Source organism: Oceanospirillum sp. (genome assembly GCF_982874595.1).
On sequence record NZ_CEYNZH010000012.1, the window covers coordinates 47,014 to 71,853 of the forward strand.

At 52.4% G+C, this 24,840-nt stretch carries 25 protein-coding genes and 1 tRNA gene; 14 read left to right on the forward strand and 12 right to left on the reverse strand.

Features of this window, described 5'->3' with window-relative positions; translation table 11 throughout:
* Positions 1 to 69 precede the first annotated feature (69 nt).
* The 4 genes from cydC to AC4GL5_RS07740 all read right to left on the reverse strand — a co-directional run bounded on the left by cydC (position 70) and on the right by AC4GL5_RS07740 (position 6,054).
* Positions 70 to 1,764 (reverse strand): thiol reductant ABC exporter subunit CydC, encoded by a 1,695-nt coding sequence (cydC, locus tag AC4GL5_RS07725; protein WP_490382198.1) that lies wholly within the window; start codon positions 1,762 to 1,764, stop codon positions 70 to 72.
* The gene (gene cydD, locus AC4GL5_RS07730) at positions 1,751 to 3,529 is read right to left on the reverse strand and encodes a thiol reductant ABC exporter subunit CydD (RefSeq protein ID WP_490382199.1); all 1,779 of its coding nucleotides are present in this window, start codon (positions 3,527 to 3,529) and stop codon (positions 1,751 to 1,753) included. The genes cydC and cydD overlap by 14 nt, the downstream gene beginning before the upstream one ends.
* A 120-nt stretch (positions 3,530 to 3,649) precedes the next feature.
* The gene (gene cydB, locus AC4GL5_RS07735) at positions 3,650 to 4,657 is read right to left on the reverse strand and encodes a cytochrome d ubiquinol oxidase subunit II (RefSeq protein WP_490382200.1); all 1,008 of its coding nucleotides are present in this window, start codon (positions 4,655 to 4,657) and stop codon (positions 3,650 to 3,652) included.
* Positions 4,654 to 6,054, reverse strand: a complete 1,401-nt coding sequence (locus tag AC4GL5_RS07740; protein WP_490382201.1) for a cytochrome ubiquinol oxidase subunit I — start codon at positions 6,052 to 6,054, stop codon at positions 4,654 to 4,656. Before AC4GL5_RS07740 ends, cydB begins: the two co-directional genes overlap by 4 nt.
* 377 nt (positions 6,055 to 6,431) lie before the next feature.
* Here AC4GL5_RS07740 and AC4GL5_RS07745 point away from each other — a divergent pair, with 377 nt between their 5' ends.
* The 4 genes from AC4GL5_RS07745 to AC4GL5_RS07760 all read left to right on the forward strand — a co-directional run bounded on the left by AC4GL5_RS07745 (position 6,432) and on the right by AC4GL5_RS07760 (position 10,388).
* Positions 6,432 to 7,451, forward strand: a complete 1,020-nt coding sequence (locus tag AC4GL5_RS07745; protein WP_490382202.1) for a type I glyceraldehyde-3-phosphate dehydrogenase — start codon at positions 6,432 to 6,434, stop codon at positions 7,449 to 7,451.
* A 175-nt stretch (positions 7,452 to 7,626) separates the two neighbouring features.
* Positions 7,627 to 8,835, forward strand: coding sequence for a phosphoglycerate kinase (locus tag AC4GL5_RS07750; RefSeq protein ID WP_490382203.1), 1,209 nt, complete (start codon positions 7,627 to 7,629; stop codon positions 8,833 to 8,835).
* A 214-nt stretch (positions 8,836 to 9,049) separates the two neighbouring features.
* On the forward strand, positions 9,050 to 10,114 hold the full coding sequence (gene fba / locus AC4GL5_RS07755; protein WP_490382204.1) for a class II fructose-bisphosphate aldolase: 1,065 nt from the start codon (positions 9,050 to 9,052) through the stop codon (positions 10,112 to 10,114).
* A 130-nt stretch (positions 10,115 to 10,244) separates the two neighbouring features.
* The gene (locus tag AC4GL5_RS07760) at positions 10,245 to 10,388 is read left to right on the forward strand and encodes a hypothetical protein (RefSeq protein WP_490382205.1); all 144 of its coding nucleotides are present in this window, start codon (positions 10,245 to 10,247) and stop codon (positions 10,386 to 10,388) included.
* Positions 10,389 to 10,465: 77 nt separating this feature from the next.
* On the opposite strand, the gene AC4GL5_RS07765 is transcribed toward AC4GL5_RS07760, so the two are convergent.
* Entirely contained in the window at positions 10,466 to 11,119 is a 654-nt protein-coding gene (locus tag AC4GL5_RS07765; RefSeq protein WP_490382206.1) for a glutathione S-transferase family protein, read from the reverse strand.
* A 264-nt stretch (positions 11,120 to 11,383) separates the two neighbouring features.
* Between AC4GL5_RS07765 and AC4GL5_RS07770 the strand changes: the two genes are divergently transcribed.
* From AC4GL5_RS07770 to AC4GL5_RS07785, 4 genes are all read left to right on the forward strand, one after another.
* On the forward strand, positions 11,384 to 12,235 hold the full coding sequence (locus tag AC4GL5_RS07770; RefSeq protein WP_490382207.1) for a LysR family transcriptional regulator: 852 nt from the start codon (positions 11,384 to 11,386) through the stop codon (positions 12,233 to 12,235).
* A 75-nt stretch (positions 12,236 to 12,310) separates the two neighbouring features.
* Positions 12,311 to 12,673, forward strand: a complete 363-nt coding sequence (locus tag AC4GL5_RS07775) for a translation initiation factor Sui1 (protein ID WP_490382208.1) — start codon at positions 12,311 to 12,313, stop codon at positions 12,671 to 12,673.
* On the forward strand, positions 12,666 to 12,959 hold the full coding sequence (locus AC4GL5_RS07780; RefSeq protein ID WP_490382209.1) for a GIY-YIG nuclease family protein: 294 nt from the start codon (positions 12,666 to 12,668) through the stop codon (positions 12,957 to 12,959). Before AC4GL5_RS07775 ends, AC4GL5_RS07780 begins: the two co-directional genes overlap by 8 nt.
* A 116-nt stretch (positions 12,960 to 13,075) precedes the next feature.
* Complete coding sequence (locus AC4GL5_RS07785; RefSeq protein ID WP_490382210.1) at positions 13,076 to 13,486, forward strand: group II truncated hemoglobin; 411 nt, start codon at positions 13,076 to 13,078, stop codon at positions 13,484 to 13,486.
* A 134-nt stretch (positions 13,487 to 13,620) separates the two neighbouring features.
* On the opposite strand, the gene AC4GL5_RS07790 is transcribed toward AC4GL5_RS07785, so the two are convergent.
* Together AC4GL5_RS07790 and AC4GL5_RS07795 are read right to left on the reverse strand one after the other, a co-directional pair.
* Complete coding sequence (locus tag AC4GL5_RS07790; RefSeq protein WP_490382211.1) at positions 13,621 to 15,522, reverse strand: glycoside hydrolase family 9 protein; 1,902 nt, start codon at positions 15,520 to 15,522, stop codon at positions 13,621 to 13,623.
* Between the two features lie 89 nt (positions 15,523 to 15,611).
* Entirely contained in the window at positions 15,612 to 16,301 is a 690-nt protein-coding gene (locus tag AC4GL5_RS07795) for a 2OG-Fe(II) oxygenase (protein WP_490382212.1), read from the reverse strand.
* A gap of 389 nt (positions 16,302 to 16,690) precedes the next feature.
* Between AC4GL5_RS07795 and AC4GL5_RS07800 the strand changes: the two genes are divergently transcribed.
* Together AC4GL5_RS07800 and AC4GL5_RS07805 are read left to right on the forward strand one after the other, a co-directional pair.
* Positions 16,691 to 17,479, forward strand: a complete 789-nt coding sequence (locus AC4GL5_RS07800) for a GGDEF domain-containing protein (RefSeq protein WP_490382213.1) — start codon at positions 16,691 to 16,693, stop codon at positions 17,477 to 17,479.
* Positions 17,480 to 17,520: 41 nt separating this feature from the next.
* Complete coding sequence (locus tag AC4GL5_RS07805; protein WP_490382214.1) at positions 17,521 to 18,018, forward strand: methylated-DNA--[protein]-cysteine S-methyltransferase; 498 nt, start codon at positions 17,521 to 17,523, stop codon at positions 18,016 to 18,018.
* Positions 18,019 to 18,112: 94 nt separating this feature from the next.
* Here AC4GL5_RS07805 and sbcB read toward each other — a convergent pair whose 3' ends face one another.
* From sbcB to phbB, 5 genes are all read right to left on the reverse strand, one after another.
* Complete coding sequence (gene sbcB / locus AC4GL5_RS07810) at positions 18,113 to 19,555, reverse strand: exodeoxyribonuclease I (protein ID WP_490382215.1); 1,443 nt, start codon at positions 19,553 to 19,555, stop codon at positions 18,113 to 18,115.
* An 85-nt stretch (positions 19,556 to 19,640) separates the two neighbouring features.
* Positions 19,641 to 19,901 carry a cell division topological specificity factor MinE gene (gene minE, locus AC4GL5_RS07815; RefSeq protein WP_490382216.1) on the reverse strand — a complete coding sequence of 87 codons (261 nt, stop codon included), beginning with the start codon at positions 19,899 to 19,901 and terminating at the stop codon, positions 19,641 to 19,643.
* Positions 19,898 to 20,710, reverse strand: a complete 813-nt coding sequence (minD, locus tag AC4GL5_RS07820; RefSeq protein WP_490382217.1) for a septum site-determining protein MinD — start codon at positions 20,708 to 20,710, stop codon at positions 19,898 to 19,900. Before minD ends, minE begins: the two co-directional genes overlap by 4 nt.
* Before the next feature lie 78 nt (positions 20,711 to 20,788).
* A complete protein-coding gene (gene minC / locus AC4GL5_RS07825; protein ID WP_490382218.1) occupies positions 20,789 to 21,484 on the reverse strand; it encodes a septum site-determining protein MinC in 696 nt (231 codons plus the stop codon).
* Positions 21,485 to 21,608: 124 nt separating this feature from the next.
* Positions 21,609 to 22,346, reverse strand: a complete 738-nt coding sequence (phbB, locus tag AC4GL5_RS07830; protein ID WP_490382219.1) for an acetoacetyl-CoA reductase — start codon at positions 22,344 to 22,346, stop codon at positions 21,609 to 21,611.
* 254 nt (positions 22,347 to 22,600) lie between these two features.
* On the opposite strand from phbB, the gene AC4GL5_RS07835 reads away from it, so the two are divergent.
* The 4 genes from AC4GL5_RS07835 (at position 22,601) to AC4GL5_RS07850 (ending at position 24,797) form a co-directional block, all read left to right on the forward strand.
* Positions 22,601 to 22,677, forward strand: a tRNA-Met gene (locus AC4GL5_RS07835).
* A 389-nt stretch (positions 22,678 to 23,066) separates the two neighbouring features.
* Complete coding sequence (locus AC4GL5_RS07840; RefSeq protein ID WP_490382220.1) at positions 23,067 to 23,924, forward strand: inositol monophosphatase family protein; 858 nt, start codon at positions 23,067 to 23,069, stop codon at positions 23,922 to 23,924.
* A gap of 64 nt (positions 23,925 to 23,988) precedes the next feature.
* Positions 23,989 to 24,528, forward strand: coding sequence for a hypothetical protein (locus tag AC4GL5_RS07845; RefSeq protein ID WP_490382221.1), 540 nt, complete (start codon positions 23,989 to 23,991; stop codon positions 24,526 to 24,528).
* Positions 24,498 to 24,797, forward strand: a complete 300-nt coding sequence (locus tag AC4GL5_RS07850) for a hypothetical protein (protein WP_490382222.1) — start codon at positions 24,498 to 24,500, stop codon at positions 24,795 to 24,797. The genes AC4GL5_RS07845 and AC4GL5_RS07850 overlap by 31 nt, the downstream gene beginning before the upstream one ends.
* The last annotated feature ends 43 nt before the right edge of the window (positions 24,798 to 24,840 follow it).

The window sequence follows — 24,840 nt, forward strand, 5'->3', positions numbered from 1 at the left end:
ATCTCCGGTAGGTCGGATAAGCGCCGTGGCGGGCCATCCGACACATCTTTGTCGGGTTACAACATCTGTTTACAGTGACAGATTGCGGTCAGCCTTGGGAAGCTGATCCTGCTGATGGCCCAGCAGTAGCGCGGTTCGGCCCTGCAGCCACTGCTCCAGACGGGGACGGATGATCTCCCGGGTGGTCTGGTCCACACCGCGGAACGGCTCGTCCAGAATTACCAGCGGCGCATCTTTTAACAGGATACGGGCTATAGCCAGGCGTCGTGCTTGTCCACCGGAGAGCTGGCGACCCGTTTCACCGACCCAGGTCTCCAGCTGATCCTCAAAATGCCTTACCTCATTCGCCAGTTCTACCTGTTCCAGCACCTGCCAGAGTTCGTCGTCGCGGGCATCCGGTTTTGCCAGCCGCAGATTTTCTGCGATAGAAGTCGCAAAAAGACCTGTCTGCTGTGTCAGGTAGCCCAGCTGCTGCAACCAGAGAGAATCCGGTAGCTGTGTCAGGTTGAAGTTTTCCTTTTGGTCTGCCGATTGCAGTGTAATGCGTCCCTGGCTCGGTTGCAGCTGACCAGCCATCAGAGCGGCTAGCGTACTCTTGCCGGATCCGGACGCCGCCAGTATCGCAACGCTTTCGCCCCGGTTCAGAGTCAGGCTGAAATCATCCAGTACCGTCTGTTGCTGATAGCTCAGGCAGATCCGGCTGAACTCAAGCGTCCGCCAGTTTTGCAGCAAGGATTGGCTCTGCACTGAAGGCAGAAGGGCTGCATCGCTCTGATGTTTGGGCTGTTGCTGCAGTCCGGTTGCCCGGTTAAGGCGTGTAGCGGCTGCAAGGGTGCCGCCCCAGTTCGCAAAGGCCATCGGCAGAGCCTGATAAGCTTCCTGCAGCGCCATGATCGCCAGCGGCAGCATCACCAGTACCGGAGCGCTGATCGCATCCTGTTGGTAGGCTGCAGCCAAAAGCACCAGTACGCCGGCCACGACCAGTTGCAGTAACAAGGTCTGTAAGCTTTGTCCCCAGGCGATCAGTTGTTGCAGTCGGGCCTGATTCCGGATCAATTGCTCCTGAGCGGCAAGACGCTGTTGCTGATGAGTCGTCAGGCTATGGCTGGCCTGCAATTCGCCTAAAGCTTGCAGGTGTTCAATCAGCTGGCTGCGCTCCTGCTCCTGAAGTGCCGCCAGACGGGCGCTCAGATTGCGCCCGGCCAGCGCCATGCCGAAGGTGGCGCAGGCCAGCAGCAGTAACAGTACCAGCCCCGCCAGCAGAGCCGCTGCCGGTGAGAAGATCGCCAGTACAGCCACCAGCAGCGCGGATACTGCTGCAGCGACCAGTGGCGGAGCCAGCAGGCGCAGGTAAAGATTGTCCAGTGTTTCTACATCGGTAATCAGGCGATTGACCCATTGGGAGGCCCGCCAGCGGGCCAGTGTCATCGGGTCGGTGCGGGTCATGCCGGCAAACAGCTGCTGACGCAGTCGGGCTAACAGGCGCAGTACAGTGTCATGGTTGTACACCCGCTCAAGGTAGCGGGTCACCGTTCGGGCGAGGGCAAAAAAGCGGATGCCGCCACCGGGAGTGTAGATATCCAGAGCGATGGCAGTGCCCGCTGCCCAGGCCAGTGCGGTAACACCAGTGGCGGTGATAAACCAGCCGGACAATCCCAGAAGTCCCAGCGCAGAAAGCAGCGTCAGCAACAGCAGGACACTGCCCATCCAGAGCCGGGGCGCTTCCTGCTTCAGCAGTGCCAGCCAGGGTTTAAGCGGGTGCATGGCAGTCTCCTTGTGGATTGTCGGACGAGTAAACCGTGGCGTCCGGCAGCACCAGATGCTGATCGGCCAGTGTCAGAAAGGCCGGGTCGTGGCTGGCGATGATCAGGCTGCAGCCCTGTTGTTTCAGCGTATGCAGCAGGGCGATCAGTTCAGCCGTGGCGTCCTGATCCAGGCTGGCGCTGGGTTCATCCAGTAACAGCAAGCGGGAAGGACTCAGCAGCGCCCGGGCCAGAGCCAGTCGTTGCGCCTGCCCGCCGGATAGGTTTTTACCGCCTTCCAGCAGGGGAGAGTCCAGCCCTTGCGGCTGCTGGGCTAACAGAGTGGCCAAGCCGACCTGCTGAATCGCCTGCTGCATCTGTTCCCGACTGGCGTCGGGGGCGGCCAGTTGCAGGTTTTCGGCCCAACTGCCCTGAAAAATAAAGGCCTGCTGCTGCATCCAGATCAGAGGTTCCGTACCGGGCTTGGCCCCCCGGATGCAGATCTGCCCCTGTGTCGGCTGAATAAAGCTTGCCAGCAGGTGCAGCAGAGAGGATTTGCCGCTGCCGGTGCGCCCGGTGATCACCAGCGCCTGTCCCGGGGCTTGGGGGGTAGCCGATGCAGGCAGACTAAGAGAAACCGGCCCCAAGACCTGACCCCGGCCCGGATAGCTCAGGCAGACCTGATGCAGCTCAATCAGCGCTTCAGAAGAGGCCTCCGCCGCTGATTCTGGCGCTGTCTGGTGTTGCGTTTGTTGGGGGTGCGCTTGTGTCTGAGGCGGCTGGCGCTGCAGCAGATCAACCAGACTGTCGGCAGCTCCAAGGGCTGCGGCCCGGTCATGGTACTGCTGGGCCAACGTACGTAATGGCTGAAAAAATTCCGGAGCCAGCAGCAGAATCAGCAGGCCGCTGAACAGGGTCAGCTCTTCCGCCGGGCCCCAATCGATATAACCCAGCAGTCCAAAGCCGATATAGATGGCGACAGCGGCAATGGCGACGGAGGCAAAAAACTCCAGTACCGCAGAGGAGAGAAATGCCACGCGCAGGGTTTTCATGTTTAGCCGACGGTAGCCCTCTGTGGCGCTGACGACTTCGTTGCAGGCGTTATCGGTCTGGCCAAACAGCTGGAGGGTGCTCAGGCCGCGAATCCGATCGAGAAAGTTACCGGACAGACGTTTCAACAATACAAAGTGCTGTTGATTCAGCCGCTCCGCACCCCAGCCCACCAGTGCCATAAACAGTGGGATCAACGGGGCTGAGATCAAAAGAAAAATCGCTGCCAACCAATCCAGATACAGCACCAGCACCAGAATCAGCAGCGGCGACAGCCAGGAGAGCGTCATTTGCGGCACAAAGCGGGCGAAGTAGGCCTGCAGGCTGTCCACCTGCTCCAACCACTGGCTGCTCAGCGCTGCCGGAGAGTCACTGCTCAGATGCACCGGCCCCAGTTCTGCCGTTTTAGCCAGCAGTTGCCGACGGACATTCAGCCGCAGCCGGTTTCCGGCCCGGTTGCCCGCCTGCTCCTGCAGCCCCTGCAACAGGGCTCGTAGCAGCATCAGAGCCAGCAGGGCGATAAAGCCGCTGCTCAGTGTGGTCAGGGATTGCTTTGCCACCACCAACTGGTCCACCAGCCAGGCGATCAGTGCCATCTGTCCGATGATGGTCAGTGTCAGCAGACCACCAAAGAGACGGGCGCTGTTCAGAGCTTTTTTTTCACCGGTAGCCAGCTGATTCAACCATTGCCGGTTACGCGATTTACGGGCTTTTTCATCAAGAGGATCTGAAGACATGAGCATTCTGCCGGAGGCGCTGAAGGAGAAAAGAGAGTACGGGAAAAGCGTAAAGCAACAAACGGAGCCGGAAACAGAACGCCGGAGCTGTCAGGACAGCTCCGGCGGATCTCTCAGGGATCAGTGATAACCTTCACCGGCTTTCACTTTGCCCCGGAACACCCAGTAGCTCCAGGCGGTGTACATCAGGACAAAGGGCACCACGAACAGCAGACCCAGAAGCAGGAACAGCTGAGATTCATGGGCGGAAGCCGCATCCCAGAAGGTGTAGTTAGGGGGAACCACATAGGGCCATTTACTCACCAACAGAGAGATATAGGTTGCGATGAACAAGCCGACCGTTGCCACAAAGGGCAGACCTTCCTGGCGTTTCTGTACCGCCCGGAAAACCCAGACAGCAAACAGCAGGGCGATGAAGGGGAGAATCCAGATCGCGCTGATAGAAGAGAACCAGCGTTCACGAATCATATCGTCCACAAAGGGTGACCAGATTCCTATCAGGGCGAATACCACCAGTACGCCCAACAGCAGACGCGGGGTAATTTTATAGGCCCAGTCCTGAATGTAGCCTTCGGACTTCATAATCAGCCAGGTGCTGCCCAGAAGCGCATAACCCAGTAGCAGACCCACACCGGTCAGTACAGTGAACGGGGTCAGCCAATCCAGCGCACCGCCCACATAGCGCATATTCTCAGTGGCAAAGCCCTGAATGTATGCGCCTACAACGGCACCCTGAGCAAAAGACGCGACAATGGAACCGCCAGCGAACGCCCAGTTCCACAGATAGCGGGAGCTTTTAGCTTTAAAGCGGAACTCAAAGGCCACGCCCCGGAAGATCAGGCCTGCCAATAGCAGAAATACTCCAATATAAAGTGCGGGCAGAAAAACAGAATAGACCAGAGGAAAGGCGGCCAGCAGGCCTGCGCCACCCAGTACCAGCCAGGTTTCGTTGCCGTCCCAGACGGGGGCCACAGAGTTCATCATGACATCCCGGGCGTCTTCATCCGGGGCGAAGGGGAAAAGAATTCCCTGGCCCAGATCGAAACCATCCATCAGCACATACATGATGACGCCGAAGCCGATGATGCCGACCCAAATCAGCGTTAAATCAAATACCGGAGTGCTCATGCTTTACCTCCCTCTTCCAGAGAAACGTGTGCTGCCGAGAAAGGGCGCTTCGCGTGATCGAAATCCCGTTCATGATCGTCATCCTGCGTTTCAATACCCGCCTGGAACAGGCGCAGCAGATAGTAAACACCGGAGGAGAAGACTGCGGCATACACTGCCATATAGCCGATCAGAGTAAACAGGGCCATGCCGCCGGTCAGTGATGGTGTCAGGCCTTCTGCCTGTGTCATCAGACCATAGACCATCCAGGGCGCACGACCGGTTTCGGTGACAAACCAGCCGGCCAGTACTGCCAGAAACGGTGAGACACTCATAAAGGTCAGTCCTTTCAGGAACAGTGGCGAACGCCAGAAACGGTCACCGCGACGCAGCCAGAGGCCGACCAGTGCAAAGCCGATCATGACAAAGCCGATACCCACCATAATGCGGAATGCCCAGAAAACGACCGCCACTGGTGGCCGCTCTGCCGCGGGTACATCCTTCAGTCCCGGCAATTCGCCGTCCCAGTCGTGGGTCAGAATAAAGCTGGCCAGTTTCGGAATCGCAATCTCAAAGTGGTTGGTTTCATTTTCAGAGTCCGGAATGGCAAACAGCAGCAGCGGGACACCGGTACCGCGCTCCCAGTTGCCTTCCATCGCCGCGACCTTGATCGGCTGATGTTTCAGCGTGTTCAGACCGTGGAAATCACCGATCAGCGCCTGAGTCGGCGTCAGGATCAGCAGCAGCCAAAGCGTCATCGACAGCGCTTTTTTGTTGGCTTCCACCTCGCGCTTGCGCAGCAGATACCAGGCGCTGACCCCGGCTACGACAAAACCACCGGTCAGGAAGGACGCCAGTGCCATGTGCAGGAAGCGCCAGATAAAGGAGTCTGAAAACAGCGCCTGGCCCCAGCTGGTGACATAGAAGATGCCATCGCGCAGTTCAACCCCGGCCGGGGTCTGCATCCAGCTGTTGGCCGCCAGAATCCAGTAGGAGGAGATAAAGGTGCCCGTGGCCACCATCACCGCAGCAAACAGGTGAACCCCTTTCGGCACCTTGTTGCGGCCAAACAGCAGTACCCCAAGGAACGCAGCCTCCAGGAAGAAGGCGGTAATCACCTCATAGCTGAGCACCGGCCCCAGAAAGTTGGCCGTGGCGTAGGAAAAATTACTCCAGTTGGTGCCGAACTGGAACGACATCACAATACCGGAGACCACCCCCATGCCGAAAACCACGGCAAAAACCTGAGTCCAGAAAATCGCCAGTCGCTCCCAGAGCGGGTTGCGGGTTTTATAAAACACCCCCTCCAGCAGCGCGATATAGGACGCCAGGCCAATGGTGAACACCGGGAAAATCGCATGGAATGAGACCACAAACCCGAACTGAAGTCGGGAGAGCAGAAGTGGATCAAGCTCCATAGCAAGCCCTCTCTTTGAAAGATTTAAAAAAACGCAAAGTGCTGATGCCGGGTCGACATATCTTGACCGAGATCAGTCCGTATCCGCTAAGCCTACCAGAAGATAAGTCGATGATCCCCTACGACGTTTTGTCGCACCTGTCAATAATCCATAGATATCTTGTGGTTATAGGGTTATATCTTGGTGGAATAAAAGGTTTTCCGGTTCGGGTTGCTCTGCTCCTATAGTCCTGTCCCTTGGTTGTTGCCATACAGGGTTTGCGCTGCAGCGCTATATGCGGGAAAATACGGCACCTTTTTTCAGCGGTTCGCGGTCATTTATACGATATTCCGGCAAGTCGCTGAGATTTCTCATACTGAATTGATGCAGGTGGAGCTTTGTCTAAGTTCAGATTGGCCATTAACGGTTACGGGCGTATCGGGCAGTGTGTGCTGCGCGCCTGTTATGAGCGTCAGGATTGCGCCGATGTTGAGGTAGTGGCGCTGAATGAGTTGTCTGATCTTGAGACCATTACCTACCTGACCCGTTATGACTCGACCCACGGTCGATTTCCTGTGCCGGTGGATTCCGACGCGCGCGGCCTGCTGATCAACAACCACTCCATCCGCGTTTTGAGCCAGTCAGAGCCGGAGCAGCTGCCTTGGGGTGAGCTGGATGTGGATCTGCTTTTGGAGTGTTCCGGTTCTTTTAAAGACAGAGCCAGCGCTCAGCGCCATATCGACAGTGGAGCGAAAAAGCTGCTGTTCTCTCAGCCTGCTGAAGCGGATGTGGATGCCACCATCGTGTATGGCCTGAATCAGGATGAGCTGAACCAGCAACAAACCATCGTTTCCAGTGCATCCTGTACCACCAACTGTGTGATTCCGATTCTGAAGCTGATTGATGATGCCTTTGGTATCGCCCATGGCGTCACCACGACGATTCACTCCGCGATGAATGATCAGCCGGTGATTGATGCTTATCATCAGACCGACCTGCGTCTGACCCGTGCGGCGATGAGCTCCATCGTGCCGGTGGATACCGGCCTGCCGAAAGGGATCGACCGTTTATTACCGCATCTGTCCGGTAAGTTTGAATCCCTGCACCTTAGGGTGCCAACGATGAACGTTTCGGCGATGGATCTGACCTTGTGTGTACAGACCGATACCAGTGCTGAAGAGGTAAACCGTGTGTTGGCCGAAGCAGCGCAGAAACAGTTGTTTGGGCTATTGGGCTATACCGAAGAGCCTCATGCCTCGGTAGACTTCAACCACGATCCGCGCTCCGGCATTGTCGATGGCACCCAAACCCGGGTTTCCGGCAAGCGCATGGTAAAAATTCTATGCTGGTTTGATAACGAATGGGGCTACGCCAACCGTATGCTGGATACCGCCCTGAGCTGGCTGAAGAGCAACTAACACGTTTTGACGCAGATGGCTTTTAAAGGTTGCCTGTAAAGCAAACCAAAGAAGATTCCCGGTGATCAATACCGGAAAACCATGGGCACCCCGAAAGGTGCCGGTGGCATGCAAAGACCACGATTTCTGAAATGACACTCTATTTTTGAAACGACACTAACGGCAGGACAAACTCATGACCGTATTAAAAATGACCGATCTGAAACTGACCGGAAAACGCGTACTGATCCGCGAAGATCTGAACGTACCGGTTAAAGATGGCAAGGTAACTTCTGATGCCCGTATCCGCGCATCTCTGCCAACGATTGAGCGTGCTCTGAAAGCGGGTGCTAAAGTGCTGGTGATGTCTCACCTGGGTCGCCCGACCGAAGGCGAGTACGCGGAAGAGTTCTCTCTGGCTCCGGTTGCTAACTACCTGTCTGACGCTCTGGGTCGTGAAGTGCGTCTGGAAAAGGATTACCTGAACGGTGTTGAAATTGCCGACGGTGAGCTGGTTATTCTGGAGAACGTACGTTTCAACAAAGGCGAGAAGAAAGACGAGGACGATCTGTCCCGCGCTTATGGTTCACTTTGCGATATCTTCGTGATGGACGCGTTTGGTACGGCACACCGTGCGCAGGCATCGACTCACGGTGTGGCTCGTTTTGCTCCTGTTGCCTGTGCGGGTCCTCTGCTGGCGGCTGAACTGGATGCGCTGGAAAAAGCGCTGGCAAACCCTGCTAAGCCAATGGCGGCAATCGTGGGTGGTTCTAAAGTATCCACCAAGCTGGAAGTACTGAATGCCCTGTCCGGCAAGTGCGATCAGCTGATTGTCGGTGGCGGTATTGCCAATACCTTTATCGCTGCCGCCGGTTACAACGTCGGTAAATCGCTGTACGAGGCAGACCTGATTCCTGTCGCGAAGGGTATGATGGCCAAAGCCTCTATCCCGATCCCTGTGGATGTGGTTGTCGCGAAAGAGTTCAGTGAATCAGCAGAAGCGGTCGTTAAAAAAGTTAACGAAGTGGCTGATGACGAGATGATTCTGGATATCGGTCCTGAAACGGCTGCACAGCTGGCTGCACAGCTGAAAGATGCTAAGACGATTCTGTGGAACGGTCCTGTTGGTGTGTTTGAGATCGATCAGTTCGGTAATGGCACCAAAGCCCTGTCTTTGGCGATTGCTGAGAGCGAAGGCTTCTCTATCGCAGGTGGTGGTGACACGCTGGCGGCTATCGACAAGTACGACATCGAAGACAAGGTGTCTTACATCTCGACCGGTGGCGGTGCGTTCCTGGAGTATGTAGAAGGTAAAACGCTGCCAGCAGTTGCGGCGCTGGAACTGGCCGCCAAGCTGCAGGCCGGTGATGTGGATACCTGCTGTGGCAATGGCTGCTGCGATTAATTCGCAACCCTAAATAAATAACACGGAAGCCGGTGGCTGGGTTTTGATCATTCTGAGACTTTTTTCAGGGTGAGAACCGAGCCAGACCGGCTTTTTCGCGATACACTAGCGCCATTCATGCGCCGGAGCTGCAATGTGTTGAATTGAGCATATTCTCCGGGTATCGCTTTGCTATTCTTTATTGATTCTTTGACGATTTTAAAAGGAAACAATCATGGCTTTAATTAGTATGCGCCAGATGCTGGATCACGCTGCCGAACACGGTTACGGCGTACCAGCCTTTAACGTCAACAACCTGGAGCAGATGCGTGCGATCATGATCGCAGCAGACAAAACCGATTCTCCGGTTATCGTTCAGGCTTCTGCTGGCGCTCGTAAGTACGCAGGTGCTCCTTTCCTGCGTCACCTGATTCTGGCAGCGGTTGAAGAGTTTCCACATATTCCTGTTTGTATGCACCAGGATCATGGCACCAGCCCTGACGTTTGTCAGCGTTCTATCCAGCTGGGCTTCAGCTCGGTAATGATGGACGGTTCTCTGATGGACGACGGTAAAACGCCGGCGTCTTACGAGTACAACGTTGATGTCACCCGCCGCACTGTCGAAATGGCCCACGCTTGTGGTGTTTCTGTAGAAGGTGAGCTGGGCTGCCTGGGTTCTCTGGAAACCGGTCAGGCCGGTGAAGAAGATGGCGTTGGTGCAGAAGGCACGCTGGATATGGACCAGATGCTGACTGACCCGGAAGAAGCGGCAGATTTCGTTAAGAAAACCGGTGTTGATGCACTGGCTATCGCAATCGGTACTTCTCACGGTGCTTACAAGTTCACCAAGAAACCGACCGGTGACGTACTGCGTATCGACCGCATCAAAGCGATCCACGAGCGTATTCCGGATACTCACCTGGTGATGCACGGTTCCTCTTCTGTACCTCAGGAGTGGCTGGCGGTGATCAATGAGTTCGGTGGCGAAATCCCTGAAACTTACGGTGTACCGGTTGAAGAGATCGTTGAAGGTATCAAGCACGGTGTGCGTAAAGTCAACATCGATACTGACCTGCGTCTGGCCTCTACCGGTGCGATCCGTCGCTTCCTGGCAGAAAACCCGTCTGAGTTCGACCCACGTAAATACTTCAAAGCGTCTATGGATGCGATGGTTCAGGTGTGTGTGGATCGTTACGAAGCTTTCGGTACTGCGGGCAACGCCAGCAAGATCAACGCTCAGTCTCTGGAAGTGATGTATCAGCGTTACCTGACCGGTGAGCTGGATCCTAAGGTTAAATAATCGTTAATAACGATAGGCCTTAAAAAAGAAAGATCCGAAACCCGCATCGGCCTAGTCGGTGCGGGTTTTTTCATATCCGGGATCAGGGTATAACTGAGCTCTGATAATGAAAGGTATAGCGAGGGCGAGTATGGAAGAATTTATCCACAACCATATCAATGGCATCGTAATGGTGCTGGCGCTCTTGGTTGTCCCCTTTTATCTGCAGAAGATGCAGCAGTGGCATAAAGCCAGTCAGAAGCGTAAGCGTGAACGCAAAAAGCGGCTACGCTGAGCCGCTTTTCTTTATGCCTGTGTCAGAGCTTACGATCTGAACCAGTCCATCAAAGCCCAGCCATCACAGACAGCCCATCAAAGCTCCACTTCTTCCTCAACAATCACTTCCTTCTCTGCTTTGGCGTCAGTCAACCATTCCTGATAAGCCTCAAGCTCCAGTACCTGTTTTACATAGCGCTGCAACGCTTCCGGCAGCGCAATACCGTAGGTGTTAAAGCGACTGGCCACCGGTGCATAAAAAGCATCCGCAATGGAAAACTCGCCCAGTAACCAAGGGCCACCGGAGCGTTCCAGCAGCTGCTGCCAGAGGGTGACAATCCGGTCGATATCTTTTTGCGCTTTTTCACTGGCCTTAAAGCCGGTGTAACTACGGCGTACATTCATCGGCAGCTCGTGGCGGAGGTCCGGGAAACCTGAGTGCATCTCAGCAACAGCGGAACGGCCCAGAGCCATCAGTTGCAGATCCTCCGGCCAGCCTTTCCCATCCAGAAAGCGCAGGTTGATATATTCACACACAGCCAGAGAATCCCACACGGCAAAGTCACCCTCTTTAATCACGGGTACCTTGTTGCAGGGGGTATGCTCTGCCATCAGTTGTGGCATCTGTTCGGTAAACAGAGGAATGCGGATCTCATCAAAGTCGATACCGAACTGCTTCAGCAGCAGCCAGGGGCGAAGGGACCAGGATGAGTAGTTTTTATTGCCGATGACAAGTACAGGTTTGTTCATTGGAATCTCCGTTTCAGTGTTTGGCCAGTGTAGTGTTTGACCCGTGCCTTGTTTGATAAGAGCGTCTGAGTCTTGCCACTGAGTTTGCCGCGCCCTTGGTTACCCAACAAACGAATAAAATTTAACTCAGCTATAAGGCTTTCTTATCCTGCTGGCTGTGCCTCGTTTTTTTTGCCACTATTCCAGCTTCATTTTTGCGCTGAAGCCCCGTGGTTTCAGGCTTGTTGTTTTTATGATTTTGATAGCTCAGAACAGGCGCACCTTATGGATACTGAACTGCTCCGAAGTTTTATCGCCGTGGTGGATACCGGCAGTTTTACCCGGGCGGCACGGCAAATTTTTCGTACTCAGGCGGCGGTCAGTCAGCAGATGAAACGACTGGAGCAGAGTCTGGGTAAAACCCTGTTTGACCGTGAGGGTCGGGCGCTGGAGTTAACCGCCGACGGTAAAGCGCTGGTGAGTTACGCTCGCCGGATTCTGAATCTGCATGATGAAGCCCTGCAGAAATTGCAGCAGGAACCGGAACGCCGCCCACTGAGAATCGGTTGTCCGGATGATTATCTGGTTACCGTGATGCCGAAGCTGATCGGTCTGATTCATCAGCACCTGCCGGGGCTTGAGGTGCAGGTGTTTGGCGGTTCCAGCAGTCGTTTGCGTCCTCAGTTGGATGCCGGTGAACTGGATCTGTCGGTGATGACCCGGCGTGCGGAATCTGATGAAGGCTATCTGCTGTACCAGGATCAGGGGGTTTGGGTGCTGCCCGTGGGAAAATCCCCTGAGGATTATGACTGCCTGCCGCTGGCACTGGCGGAACCGGACTGTAAATTCCACAGTACCGCCCTTGATGGGCTGGATAAACTGGGGCGTGATTATCAGGTGCTGGCGGTGGCTAACAGCACGTTGTTTTTGTCTGAGATGGTGCGCCGCAACGGCATGATCAGCGCCATGATTCGCTCCAGTGCGCCGGAGGATCTGACCCTGATCGAAGCGGGGACACTGCTGCCAGAGCTGACCTCGGTTTCCGTTGCGCTGGTGATGTCGGCAACGGCGCATCCGAAAATGCCTGCAGCTTTGGTGCGACAGATCAGCCAGCAGTTTGCAGCCGAAGAACATTAGCCGTAATTGAGCTTACAGCCCCGTCTCAGTACACTTGCGCCCTGTGTTTCATTTTTTCAGCCTGTGGATAAAACAATGTCATTTGATAAGTTACGAAGCCTCGTTTATTCAACGGAAACTGGCCGCCTGTGCCCAGACTGCGAACAGCCGGTGGATAGCTGCACCTGCAAGCAGGCGGATGATGTGGTGCCGGAAGGCGATGGCATTGTGCGTCTTAAACGGGAAACCAAAGGCCGTAAAGGCAAGGGCGTCACCCTGATTGAAGGTGTGCCGGCAACCCCGGCCGAGCTGAAAAAACTGGCCAAAGAGCTGAAGACCCGCTGCGGTGTTGGCGGTGCGGTTAAGGATCATGTGATTGAGATTCAGGGTGATCAGCGGGATCTGCTGATGACCCTGCTGACCGATAAAGGCTTTAAGGTGAAAAAGGCCGGTGGCTGATTGGTTTCTCTATGTGATCGAAACCGATGGAGGCCGCCTCTATACCGGTATCACTACGGATGTTGAGCGCCGTTTTGCCGAGCATGAGTCCGGCAAGGGCGCGCGCTTTATGCGCGGGCGTAAAATTTATCAGCTTCGTCATCAGCAAAAGCTGGGCAGTCGTAGTCTGGCATTGAAAGCTGAATATGCTTTTAAGCAGTTATCACGGAATCGCAAGCTTTACTGGATCGATCAGGGGTATATTCCCTTTGACGCCAACAGCGGCAAAATAGCGCAGGGGGCGTAAAAGAGTATCGACCCGGTTAACCTCTGCTTATAATTGCCTTTGCTTTCTATCAGCAGGCTCTAATAAAAGGAGCTCTCTTTATTTGAGCTGCATTCATACGTTATGAGTACCGCACTATGAATAAACCGGAAGATAATCGCGCCTATGGCGAAGGGGATAAATCATTTCTGACCGCGGGTGGTGAAACTGGCTTGAAAAAGCTGGCAGATGATTTTTATCAGGCGATGCAAACTATGCCTGAAGCGAAGCATATTCTGAGTATGCATGAGGAAGACCTGGCGATTTCCAGCGACAAGCTCTACCGTTTTCTTTGTGGTTGGCTGGGAGGCCCTAAACTGTACCGGGAAAAATACGGGTCCATTGCGATACCAAAGGCGCATGCCCATCTGGATATCGGTATAGAGGAACGTGATGCGTGGTTGGGATGTATGGCGGAAGCACTGAAAGATAAGGACTACCCGCAGGATTTTAAAGATTACCTGCTGGAAGCGCTGATGTTTCCTGCCAACCGATGCCGGAACCGCTGATACACGCCTGATGTTAGCTAAGGGCTGGCTCTGCAGGATGGGGGGCTTGTCGCTCGCCTATTCTTCAGCCCTATGCTGTCATTTTATCAAGGCGAATACGCTAATCCCCAATCTCTGATAATGGAAGAGGCTCCCTACTTTACAAATTTAGACAGCAGTCTTATGTAGGCTGATTGGTACGTTATGGAGTTTTCTGTAATTTCATACGAGAGTTCGTCTCCATTCCATGAACGGTAAGATTTAGCGGCGGGCTGTTCGCTAATCAGTGAAAAACCATCGTCCATGTAAACCCCCGCCTGATTGTAATTCTCATTCGCCCCGCCAACAATAAACCCCGGAGGCGGGCCGTAAGAGCTGTTTACATTATCCCAGTCAGAGCCATCCGCAAACCACATGTGATAGAACTCATCGACGCTGTTCTCAGCACCATACTGGCTCATATTTGACAGATAGGTCATCGACATGGGGTTGAGGCCATGCAAATAGTTTAAATAGATTCCTGCAAGTGCTTTCAGCTCGGTGTTGTCTGCGCTCCCTAAATGATACGTAACGGGGTTGTAAACACTGTTTCCGGCTTGGGCTTTTACCCGATTACTGCCCCAATAATAGGTGTCTATATAGCTAAGATAGCCATCTTTCTTTGTTTTGAACTGACGGAGGGGGGCGAAGTCGTTATAAGGGCTTTCCAGCAGCTCTAAATATTTGTCTTTTATTAATGAGACCAGGGTACTGTCTGCACCTGTGAGCGTTGTGTAATAACTGACGGCATTCTGACTTTCTTCAATTATCCCATCCGGGTCCAAATAGCCCCCGGCATCTGAAAACATCGGGATATCTTTATAGTTTGTGGATATGTAGTTTTTGTACGCGGTTTCCCCGGTTAAGGCAAAAAGGTAAATGGCGGCATTGACGCGGTTGGCTTTTTTATCCGAAAGGCTATCTTCAGAGTCAGCATTTACAAAAAGTGAGTTATCAAAGGCGTCACTGAGGGTGCTTTCATTGTTGCTTACCCAGTTCCAGGCGCTAATGGCGGCATTTTCCAACGTGGTAGCGTAGGTTGGGTTGTTCTCTTTAAAAATTATCGCGGCGTGGGCAAAAGCCCCCGCGGCAGAAATTGTCGCTGACGCACTCTCCGGGCCGTACCGCCTCTTTACGCTGTCACTGCTGGGTGGTGGCGTTGCATCCCAGCTCACAGAGGCAATCTTATGTAGAACAGAGCCGTTAGCATTCTGCATTCTGAGTAGCCAATCAAGCTCATACTTAACTTCATCCAACAGGTCGGGAATACCGTTGCCTGATTCGGCAATATTGTAATCGTCGCCCCAGATTGCTGGGTTTTCACTGTAAGCAAAGAGCAGGTTATGCAAAGCCCCATCGGCAAAATTGACGTATTTATTGAAATCGCCGGCATCATACCAGCCGCCTCTTAGGTCTTTGCTTGTACTGATGTCGGTATTGGAAATTAAGCGCGCATCACTGTCCTGTTCCAGCCCTAAGTGACTGGCTGAGTCTGTCCATTGGCTATCAACGAAAGGGTATGCTTTGGTAAACCCGGCTCGTTGGTAATAAAAGGTTCTGACGGCCTGCTTCAGGACCGATGCATAGACATCATTGGATATCCTGAATGTGTATGAGGCTTTTTCCTGCGCTTTGTCGTAGAGGTAGTATTCACCGGGGCTGCTGAACTGGCTGAAGTCAAAATGCCAGATCTTATCGCCTGAATCTGTATCGGTTAATCCATTATTAAAAGCAGTGACTTTTCCTGTGTAAACAAGCGTGTCGTCAGATGCTTTTCGCACTTCCAGTGAATTGCCCGGTGAATAGGTGCTGGTGGCATTAAAGCCAATTTTGGGGTCGGTAATAATGGCTATCTTTGTTTGATCAGGTTGGTAGCCGAATTGGTCAATTTTTATATGTTGGGTAACGGTTTTCCGTATTTTCTCATTATCCGGGCTGTTATCTGAACCGGAAGAGTTGTCAGACCCACTGCACCCCAGAGTCAGTAACATGACAATTGATATGAGAAGTTTTTTCATGGTTATCCTTAACCTTATTACGGACTAAGAGCAGGCACTTATTGGATAGACTTCACCTGTTTTATCTGAAGTTCGTTAAGAACTCAATTTCATAGTGGGATCTCTCCCTCCCGAATACGGAACCAGACCGCGATACTGTAGCGGGTATCGTGGGCGGTCAGCACTTCGTGGGGAAACTCTTCCGACAGAAATGCCGCGACAGTGCCTGCCTTGGGCAGAAGCGTGGTAATCGGCTCATCGCTGCTTTTACCCTGTTCATCGATCTCGGGATACAGCACAAACTCACCGCCTTTCTCCGGTGTCCAGCCATGGTTCAGATAGAACACCAGCGTCATAATGCGGTTACGTTGGCCTTTAAAGCTATCCACATGCTTTTTGTAGAACTGACCCGGCTCATAGATCGCATACATGGCTTCGTAGTGGTTCATACCCAGAAACAGTCGGCGGTTTACAGCGGTCATCAGCTGATCGAGCATCTGCATAAAGAGATTCTGAGTCTCATTAATATTGTCCAGCCAGCAGATGCGGTCTGAGCGAATATCCTCCCGGCGGACAAAATCCAGCTCTCGGCCAATGCCTGCCTTATGGAACTTTTCCTGTTCATCCAGTGCCAGAAGGTCACTCTTTAAAAGATCGACAAAAGGTTCGCTGAGAAAATTTTCAATGACGCCCCAGCCATTCTGGTAGAGCGCAGAGCAGATCTGGTCAATATCGTAGACACTGATCAGAGATGCCGTCTGTGCTTCATTTTCCAACTGTGGGTTCAGGATAGGTTTCATCGGGGCCTCGTAGCAAAAGTCGGTGCGGAGTTATGACTTAATGCTCCACCAGCATGGCTTATACCTTATGTCGGTAGGGTGGGGAAGTCGTCAGAATCCTGTTAAATAGAAGATAGTTCGTTCACGTTGTATTATTTTTCCCGCTACTTATTTTATTATCTAATGATAATAGCCTGTTTCAGTGCTCTGGTATGAAAATGACCAGAAATATTGGTTGATCACGAAACATTTTTGCTTGATGTCTATCAACCTGGAAAAGCACTTAATTAGTAAAGATAAAGATACAAGAAAAATGTGACTTAGAACTACATTTACCCGATGCAGGGATGCATCCTTGGGCGGATTGATGAATAATGCTGCACTAATAAAAACAGGTATAAGGCGGCGATATGCCAAGTGGTAACCGAGCGCTACTGATCGAGAAAGCACGACGCACTGTCCAGCGAGGACTGGTGAGTTATCTTTTGCGGGCAACAGTTTGGCCGACACTTTTCTCAACCGTACTTTGTTATGGTTTCTATCTGGTCTGGAATCCGGGGGCTTTTAATATTCCGGTTGCCCTTGCTTTACCGGTACTGACGCCTTTGTCCATCACGGCTCTGATTACACTTCCTAACTATCGTTTGTTTAAAGCCCTTGCTGAAGAGCATTCTATTCTTGAACGTGAGGTTCATCGCCGTCGTTCACTGGAACATGATCTTCGCCTTCAGGCTAACACGGATACTCTGACGGGACTGTCTAATCGCCGCGCCTTTTTTGAAGAAGGCGTTCGTCGTCTTGAGCTTGAATCTCAGACACTGGTGATCATTGATCTGGACTTCTTTAAGCAGGTCAATGACCGTTATGGTCACGATATTGGTGACCATGTTCTGGTCCATATCGCCCGAATGCTGTCCGATCACTTTGAGCCTGAAGCGCTGCTGGCGCGCATGGGTGGCGAGGAGTTCGCCCTGCTATCCAGCATGAAAGAAGATGAGTTAATTGAGCAGCTGCAATACCTGAATAGCTTGCTGACCGGTCAGCCTTTGGTTGTGCTGGGGCGTAAAATAAACACCAGCCTTAGCGCGGGTGTCGTTAAGGTGGCGCAGGATGGTAGCTTGCAGGAAGGTATCATTACCGCTGACACCTACCTCTATAAAGCTAAAGCTAACGGTCGTTGTCAGGTTCAGTCTGCTTAAGTGCAGCCTTACTGCTCCGACACTCATTGTCAGGAGCTTCTATGTTCTATCAATTCGCAGAATCGTCATTAGGTTATCTGATGCTTGCTGAGCAGAAGGCAGGAGCCGGTTTGTCTTTGCTGTATATCGGTGATGCTTCTGAGTCCTTGATGAAGGCGGCACAGGCCGCTTTTCCGGATCAGCACTGGCAAGAGTCTGATCATCTGACGCCATATCTTGCGCAGATCTGTTCTGCGCTGGTCAACAAAACCCCTTTCCCGGAACTGCCACTGAATCTGGCCGGAACCGCTTTTCAGCAGCAGGTCTGGCAGATGTTGCAGCAAATACCCTATGGTGAAACCCTGAGTTACAGCCAGCTGGCTGAGAGGCTGGGCATGCCCAGTGCTGTGCGGGCTGTAGCCAGTGCCTGTGGTGCGAATCAGCTGGCGTTGCTTATTCCCTGTCATCGGGTCGTGCGGAAAAACGGAGATCTGTCGGGTTATCGGTGGGGTGTGGCCCGTAAACGCCAATTGTTAGTGCTGGAGGGGGCCGTTGTCTAGCGTTACGGTTTTACTGGCTGTGTTTAGCCATTCCTTCGAGGTCGTCAAAAGGATCATTGACGACCTCGGAGAACATCCGTTCTGAGGCGACCGATTAAAACAGGTGCGACGGTACCAAAGACTCTACATACAGCACCACATCTTCCAGAATATTCTGGTCCCGCGGTGAGAGTTCAGTCTGGCTCAGTTCCACCAGACGCTGATTGAACTGCTCTGGTGTCAGGCTGCTGACTGCCGGATCATTGATCCGTTGCCAGCGGTACTCATCCCACTGCTGTTGTTCTTCACCGGTTAGCCAATCCTTGTAGTTACGGGCTTTGTAGCGGAAAAACATCTGTTCCAGACGAGGATCCTGAAACGTTGGCTGAAGCTCATGAAGCGACTCTGCCGGTGTCTCCCGAATCATCTCCATCTGATCTTTATCATGATGACCAAAGAAGCCGCCACCATAAAGCATCAGATCCGGGTCATCAGAACCGCCTTCAAACTCAGGTGCACTAAATACCGCCTGCAGTTTCGCAGTCAGATCGCCCAATCCAGCCAGCACCTTCCAGTGCCCTCGGCAGGTATCCAGGCTGATGCCGGTACGGGCTTCAACGTTTCCATCCACCATGCTGACCGGCAGCACCACAGGGCAGCGGTTAATGTGGATAACCTTAAGAGGAATACGGGGCTGATCGAGCTCGCTCTGAGCGGTAAAGACACGACGCTGAATCTCTTCGGCGGACAGGCCGCCAAGCTCTGAGGGATCCGCCATCAGGTCATAACAGATAACGCCGTTCTTATTAGTCGGATGCTGCGCTAATGGCACAACAACAGCGGCATTGCCCCGGGCAGCACCAAACATGCCGGAAATATGCAATACCGGCTTGCGGCTTACCAGATCCAGCTGATCAGATACTTTGTGTTTGTTACGCAGATCAAACAGGTGCTGATACAGCTTGGGTTGTTTGTCCCGGATCAGGCGCGCCATAGCAATCGTTGCCCGAACATCAGAAACCGCATCGTGAGCCCCTTCGTGGGCAATACCATTAGCCGCTGTCAGATGTTCCAGCTTAAAACTGGGTAAGCCCTGGTCGTTTAATGGCCATTCGATGCCCTCAGGCCGAAGGGCATAGGCGGTGCGTACCACATCGATCAGATCCCAGCGGGAATTGCCGTTCTGCCATTCACGCCCGTAAGCATCATAGAAGTTACGGTATAGGGTATGACGGGTCATCTCATCATCAAAACGCAGTGAGTTATAACCCAGAGCACAGGTGTTGGGCTGACTCAGTTCATGATGAATATTGGCTATAAACTCTGCCTCAGGGATACCGTTTCGCTGTGCATCCTGTGGCGTAATGCCTGTAATCAGGCAGGCATCAGGATGAGGCAAAAAATCATCTGCAGGCTGGCAGAACCATTCAACCGGCTCTGCTATTTCATTCAGATCCAGGTCGGTGCGAATACCGGCGAATTGTGAGGGACGATCGCGGCGGGGATCGGCACCAAAACTTTCATAATCGTGCCAGAACAATGTGGGCTGAGAACTCAAGGTTCAGGTCCTTACTTTTATCAGGGCCTGTTGCCTGTAACCTGATCAGCTCCGACTCTGCCGGAGCTGAGATTCTGTTGTTGAATCAGGGCAGGTTACGTGGCCAGGATACATTTAATTCAATCTGAGAACGTTGCGGCAGGCTGTGATAGCTTACCTGAATCTCATCCTGCTCGGATTGGGTGTAGCGACGAATGACTTCAACCAGTTCTCTTTGCAGGCGAGGCAGAAAATCAGGCTGGTTTCGCTGCATACGATCCTGAGAAATCATTACTTTTAGTCGTTCCCGGGCAACATCCGCTGACTGACAACTGTCTTTTTGGAAAAAATTACGCAAACGCTTCATCGCCGACCTCCAAACATCCGGCTGAACAACCCTTTTCTTTCAAGCTCTGTAAATCGCATTGGTAGCTCTTCACCCAGGAAGCGGGCAACCGTGTCACTATAGGCTTGCCCGGCATCGCTGTCACTATCGTGCACCACAGGAATCCCCTGATTCGATGCGCGCAGAACGGCTGGTGACTCAGGAATAACACCCACAACCGGAATCGCCAGAATCTCTTCAATATCCTGAACCGACATCATATCGGAGTGCTCAACGCGTTCGGGGTCATATCGGGTAATCAAAAGATGCGCCTTAACAGACTCCCCTTGCTCTGCTCGGCGGGTCTTGGAATCCAGCAAACCAATAATGCGGTCAGAATCCCGTACCGAGGAGACCTCAGGATTACTGACTACAATCGCTTCATCCGCATAATACATTGCCATAACAGCACCGCGCTCAATGCCCGCAGGGGAGTCACAGATAATAAAATCGAACTCTTCTTTGAGAGCGTCGATGACATCTCCAACCCCTTCGTAGGTCAGTGCATCTTTATCCCGGGTCTGAGACGCAGGTAGCATAAACAGACCATCCAAACGCTTATCTTTGATTAGCGCCTGGCTGAGTTTGGCCTCACCTGTGGTGACGTTGATCAGATCATAAACGACCCGACGCTCACAGCCCATCACCAGGTCCAGATTACGAAGGCCCACGTCAAAATCGATCAGAACCGTGCGATGACCCTGCATGGCCAGAGCGGTTCCGATTGATGCGCAGCTGGTGGTTTTACCAACACCACCTTTTCCGGACGTTACCACGACTACCTTAGCCACGGGTCCTTCCCCCTTTAATATTATTTTTTATTTCCATCAGATATCGGTTCTATTAAGCAGTGTTAAATAAGGTTGAGATCAGAGGATAACAAGGCTCTGATCTTCTAAATGCAGTTCAATCGGCCGTTCACTCTTTTTCGGCCATTCACAGGTGTCAAACGTCTGAAAGACACCGGCAATGGATACCAGTTCCGCTCTGAGCTGCTGACAGAGTACTTTCGCTTCTGTATCGCCCTGTGCTCCCGCGATCGCCCGGCCACGGAGTGTGCCCCAGATCTGAATATTACCATCGGCAATCACTTCAGCCCCCTCATTGACAGCGCCAATGATGACCAGATCAGCGCAGCTGGCGTAAATCTGCTGACCAGAGCGAACGGTGCCACGAACAAAGCGGGTCGGCAGGCGTTGAATACAGCCCTTTTCTTTCTCGACCTCTTTCAGGCGACGTTCGGTTAACGGTGGAAACCAGCCCAATCCTAAAGCCCAGGCGGACTTTTTAATCCCTTCCTGAGCACAGCGTACTGCGATAGGAATCAGGCCGTTTCTCTTACAAGCATCAACGATCATCTCCAGAGCAATCGGGCGTTCTTCCAATTGATCAAAAGAGAGCAGAACCGGAGTTTGACGGAAAAATGCCGGTGCTTTTTGAGTCTGACGGCTTAATTCCTGTTCGATTTTTAAACAGTCTGTTGTCATCAGCTCCAGAGTGGTAATTGTCAGATTACCCCCTTTAAACTGAAATGCCGCCTGTTGTTCCCGCTGATTTGGTCGCACAGAAAACTCACTGAATTTGCCGTTAAATATTTAAAAAGATGTGAACTAAGATAATTATACAGGATGATCCGGTAACAGATGCAAAAAAAGCCGGCAGGTGCCGGCTTTTCATCGGATCAGGCGGTTAACACATGTGCTGACCGCCATTAACAGCTAAATTGGCACCTGTGATAAAGCCACCGTCTTCAGCGGCGAGAAAAGAAACGGTTCGCGCAATCTCTTCCGGTTTACCGAAACGCCCCACCGGGATGCCTTCCATAATCTGATTACGAATCGGTTCGTCGATTTTCATAATCATATCGGTGGCGATATAGCCTGGAGAGATGGTGTTGACGGTGATTCCTTTTCGGGCGGTTTCCTGAGCCAGCGCTTTGGTAAAGCCGTGCATACCGGCTTTGGCAGCTGAATAGTTGGTTTGCCCCATCTGACCCTTCTGACCATTAATCGAAGAGATATTGATGATGCGGCCAAACTTCATTTCCAGCATATTATCGAGACAGGCTTTGCTCATATTGAAAACACTGTCCAGGTTGGTTTGCAGTACCTGATGCCACTGATCCCAACTCATCTTCTTCATGAAACCATCACGGGTGATACCGGCGTTGTTAACCAACACCGCAATGGGCCCCATGGTTTCAGCAACTTGCTTGCAGCCCTGCTGACAGGATTCAAAGTCACCGACGTCGATGTGAACGGTCTCGACGTCATAACCAGCGGCTTTTTCGGATTCCTTCCAAGCCTGTGCTTTTTCCTGGTTAGTCGAGGCCGCCACAACCTGATAGCCATCATTGGCCAGACTACGGCAAATTGCGGTACCGATACCTCCGGTACCTCCTGTTACTAAGGCGATCTTTTTACTCATCTTACATTCCCTCTGCTTGTAGATGTCGCTCTCGCATTCCCTGTTTTACGGATACACGGTGACAAGACCGTGACAGCAAAACAGGGTTTTGCCGAACTATCCGGGCCTCAAACCGACAGCTAAGTCAGCATTGCGCCCGGATGGGCAAAATCCATATGTGATCGTCAAAATACGCCTTTTAATTGTTTATTTTGGTTTTTGGCGTAAAAACTTTTGACATTCAGTTATTTAGCTCTATAATGCACTGCATCTGATGCGGGGTGGAGCAGCCTGGTAGCTCGTCGGGCTCATAACCCGAAGGTCGTCGGTTCAAATCCGGCCCCCGCTACCAAATTCAGAGAAAGCCAGATTCTTCGGAGTCTGGCTTTTTTTATGCCTGAATTTTGACATCCTCATTCGCTCCCCTCTGCACTCCTTTGGTTCTCATTGTGCTTATCCGTTCCCTAATCTGGCACGCAACAATGGAATAACCTTCGCAATATTATGGCGTTACTGGCCCGGTACGCTATCAAACCTATCCTGCTGCGACAAGACAATATGACCGATTGGTCACCATGCAGCGCAGCATATCGAGCCTTATAATTGAGCTAACTGATTGTTTCCTGTCAGTATTGTCAGCTTACGGTCTTTAGGTCTTATTGCGATTTACTTAATATTAGCGTCAGTGTTAGCAGAGTCTTTGTATCGCACAACACGAAAGCCAGCAGATGGAGCATTATTGTGGAAACATCTAACGCGAGTCAGCCTTCTGAGTTACAGCAATATCTGAGCCAGGCTGTTGCCATCGCCCGTCAGGCTGGTGATCTGATTCGAAGGTCCCGAGAGGAGCAAAGCTTCTCGCAGGATTACAAAGAGGGTCACGAGCTGGTGACCAGTGCCGACCTGAAATCGGACCAGATGATTCGTGCGCTGTTACAGCTGTCTTTTCCTGATCACGGTATTCTCTCGGAAGAGTCGTCACCGGATTACTCGGATACTGAAACGCTGAAGCGGTCCATCTGGATCATCGACCCCATTGATGGCACCGTAAATTACGCCCATGGATTGCAGCAGGTTGCGATATCCATCGCCTTTGCTGAACAGGGTGAGGTGAAAGTCGGTGTGGTCTATAACCCTTTTCTTGATGAGATGTTCACAGCCGTCGCAGGCGAGCCCGCCCAACTCAACGGAGAAGAGATTCAGGTCAGTACAACCACCGAGCTGAAGAAAGCTCTGATTGCCACCGGTTTTCCGTACGACAAGACTCTGATTCCAACGCTGTTGCCGCGCCTGCATCAGGTGCTGAATAACTGTCAGGATATCCGCCGTATGGGATCTGCCGCTATCGATATCTGTTATGTGGCGGCGGGGCGGTTAGATGGGTACTACGAGACGGTTTCACCGTGGGATTTTGCCGCTGCCCGGCTGATTGCCCTTCAGGCGGGAGCTCTGGCGGGCCATCTCGATGGCTGTCCGGATAATGTTCCCCCTTCTCTCTATGGTGATCAGATGCTGGTCGCGAATCCGGCCCTTTACCCGCTACTGCAGGCCTTATTGAGCGATAACATAGAAAAAGCTGCATCACAGAAAGCTACATAAGGATACTCTCTATGATGGCTTTTGAATGATACAGTTGCTGTCATCGAGTGAATTGAAGCGCTAAATGGAAGGGATTTCCGTGAAGAATTTTGTCAGAGGCGTTGTGTTTTTCTGTTTGGTCGGCACCTTTAGCGCGGTACTTAGTGGCTGTGGTGGTTCCGATGGCGGTGGAAGCTCCGGTGGGGATGACCAGCCGCATACCTCAGAATCTGATCCGGATTCATCAGCCTTTAACAGTGAACAGCTTGTGGGCAGCTTTTCCTTTGGCTTTGAAAGTCCGGATACGGACTGGTATTCATACGGTGTCACCACCGCACCCCGCTCAAACTATGCCCGTAGCGGTAGTCAATCTCTTGGCATCACGCAACGACAGGCGAACTATTATGGTGCTAAGCACCTGCTTCACCAACCTGCCGATACTACGCTTAAGGCGGGGCAAACCTACATCATTCGTGGCTATCTGAAACAGCCTGATGCCAGTGAAAGCCTGAGCAGAACCTACACCCTTTCAATGATTACCGGTACAACGCCGGATTACACCGATATCAGCAGAATTCTGGTGGATGGCAATGAATGGCATCTGTTCAGGGGCTATTTGATCTGATCGAAGAGCACCGCCCTCTGTTTCAGAAATACCCCTTCAGCATTGGTGAGTTTGGCCAGAAGAATGATGACTATTTTTCCTCAAAGAATGCGCTGGGCTGGATCAACGACCTGATTGATCTGCTGGACGAGCGCCATATTGGTTATCAGTACTTCTCCTACAAGGGCAACGAGTTTGGCCTTTACCAGAATGAAAACAGTTTTTCGGTAAACAGCGAGAAAAACACGGCACTGGTCAATGCTCTGGAGCATCAGCTTCAGACACAATAGCGACCGCTTTTTTGGGTGCCCGATTTGAGTGATCTGATAACAA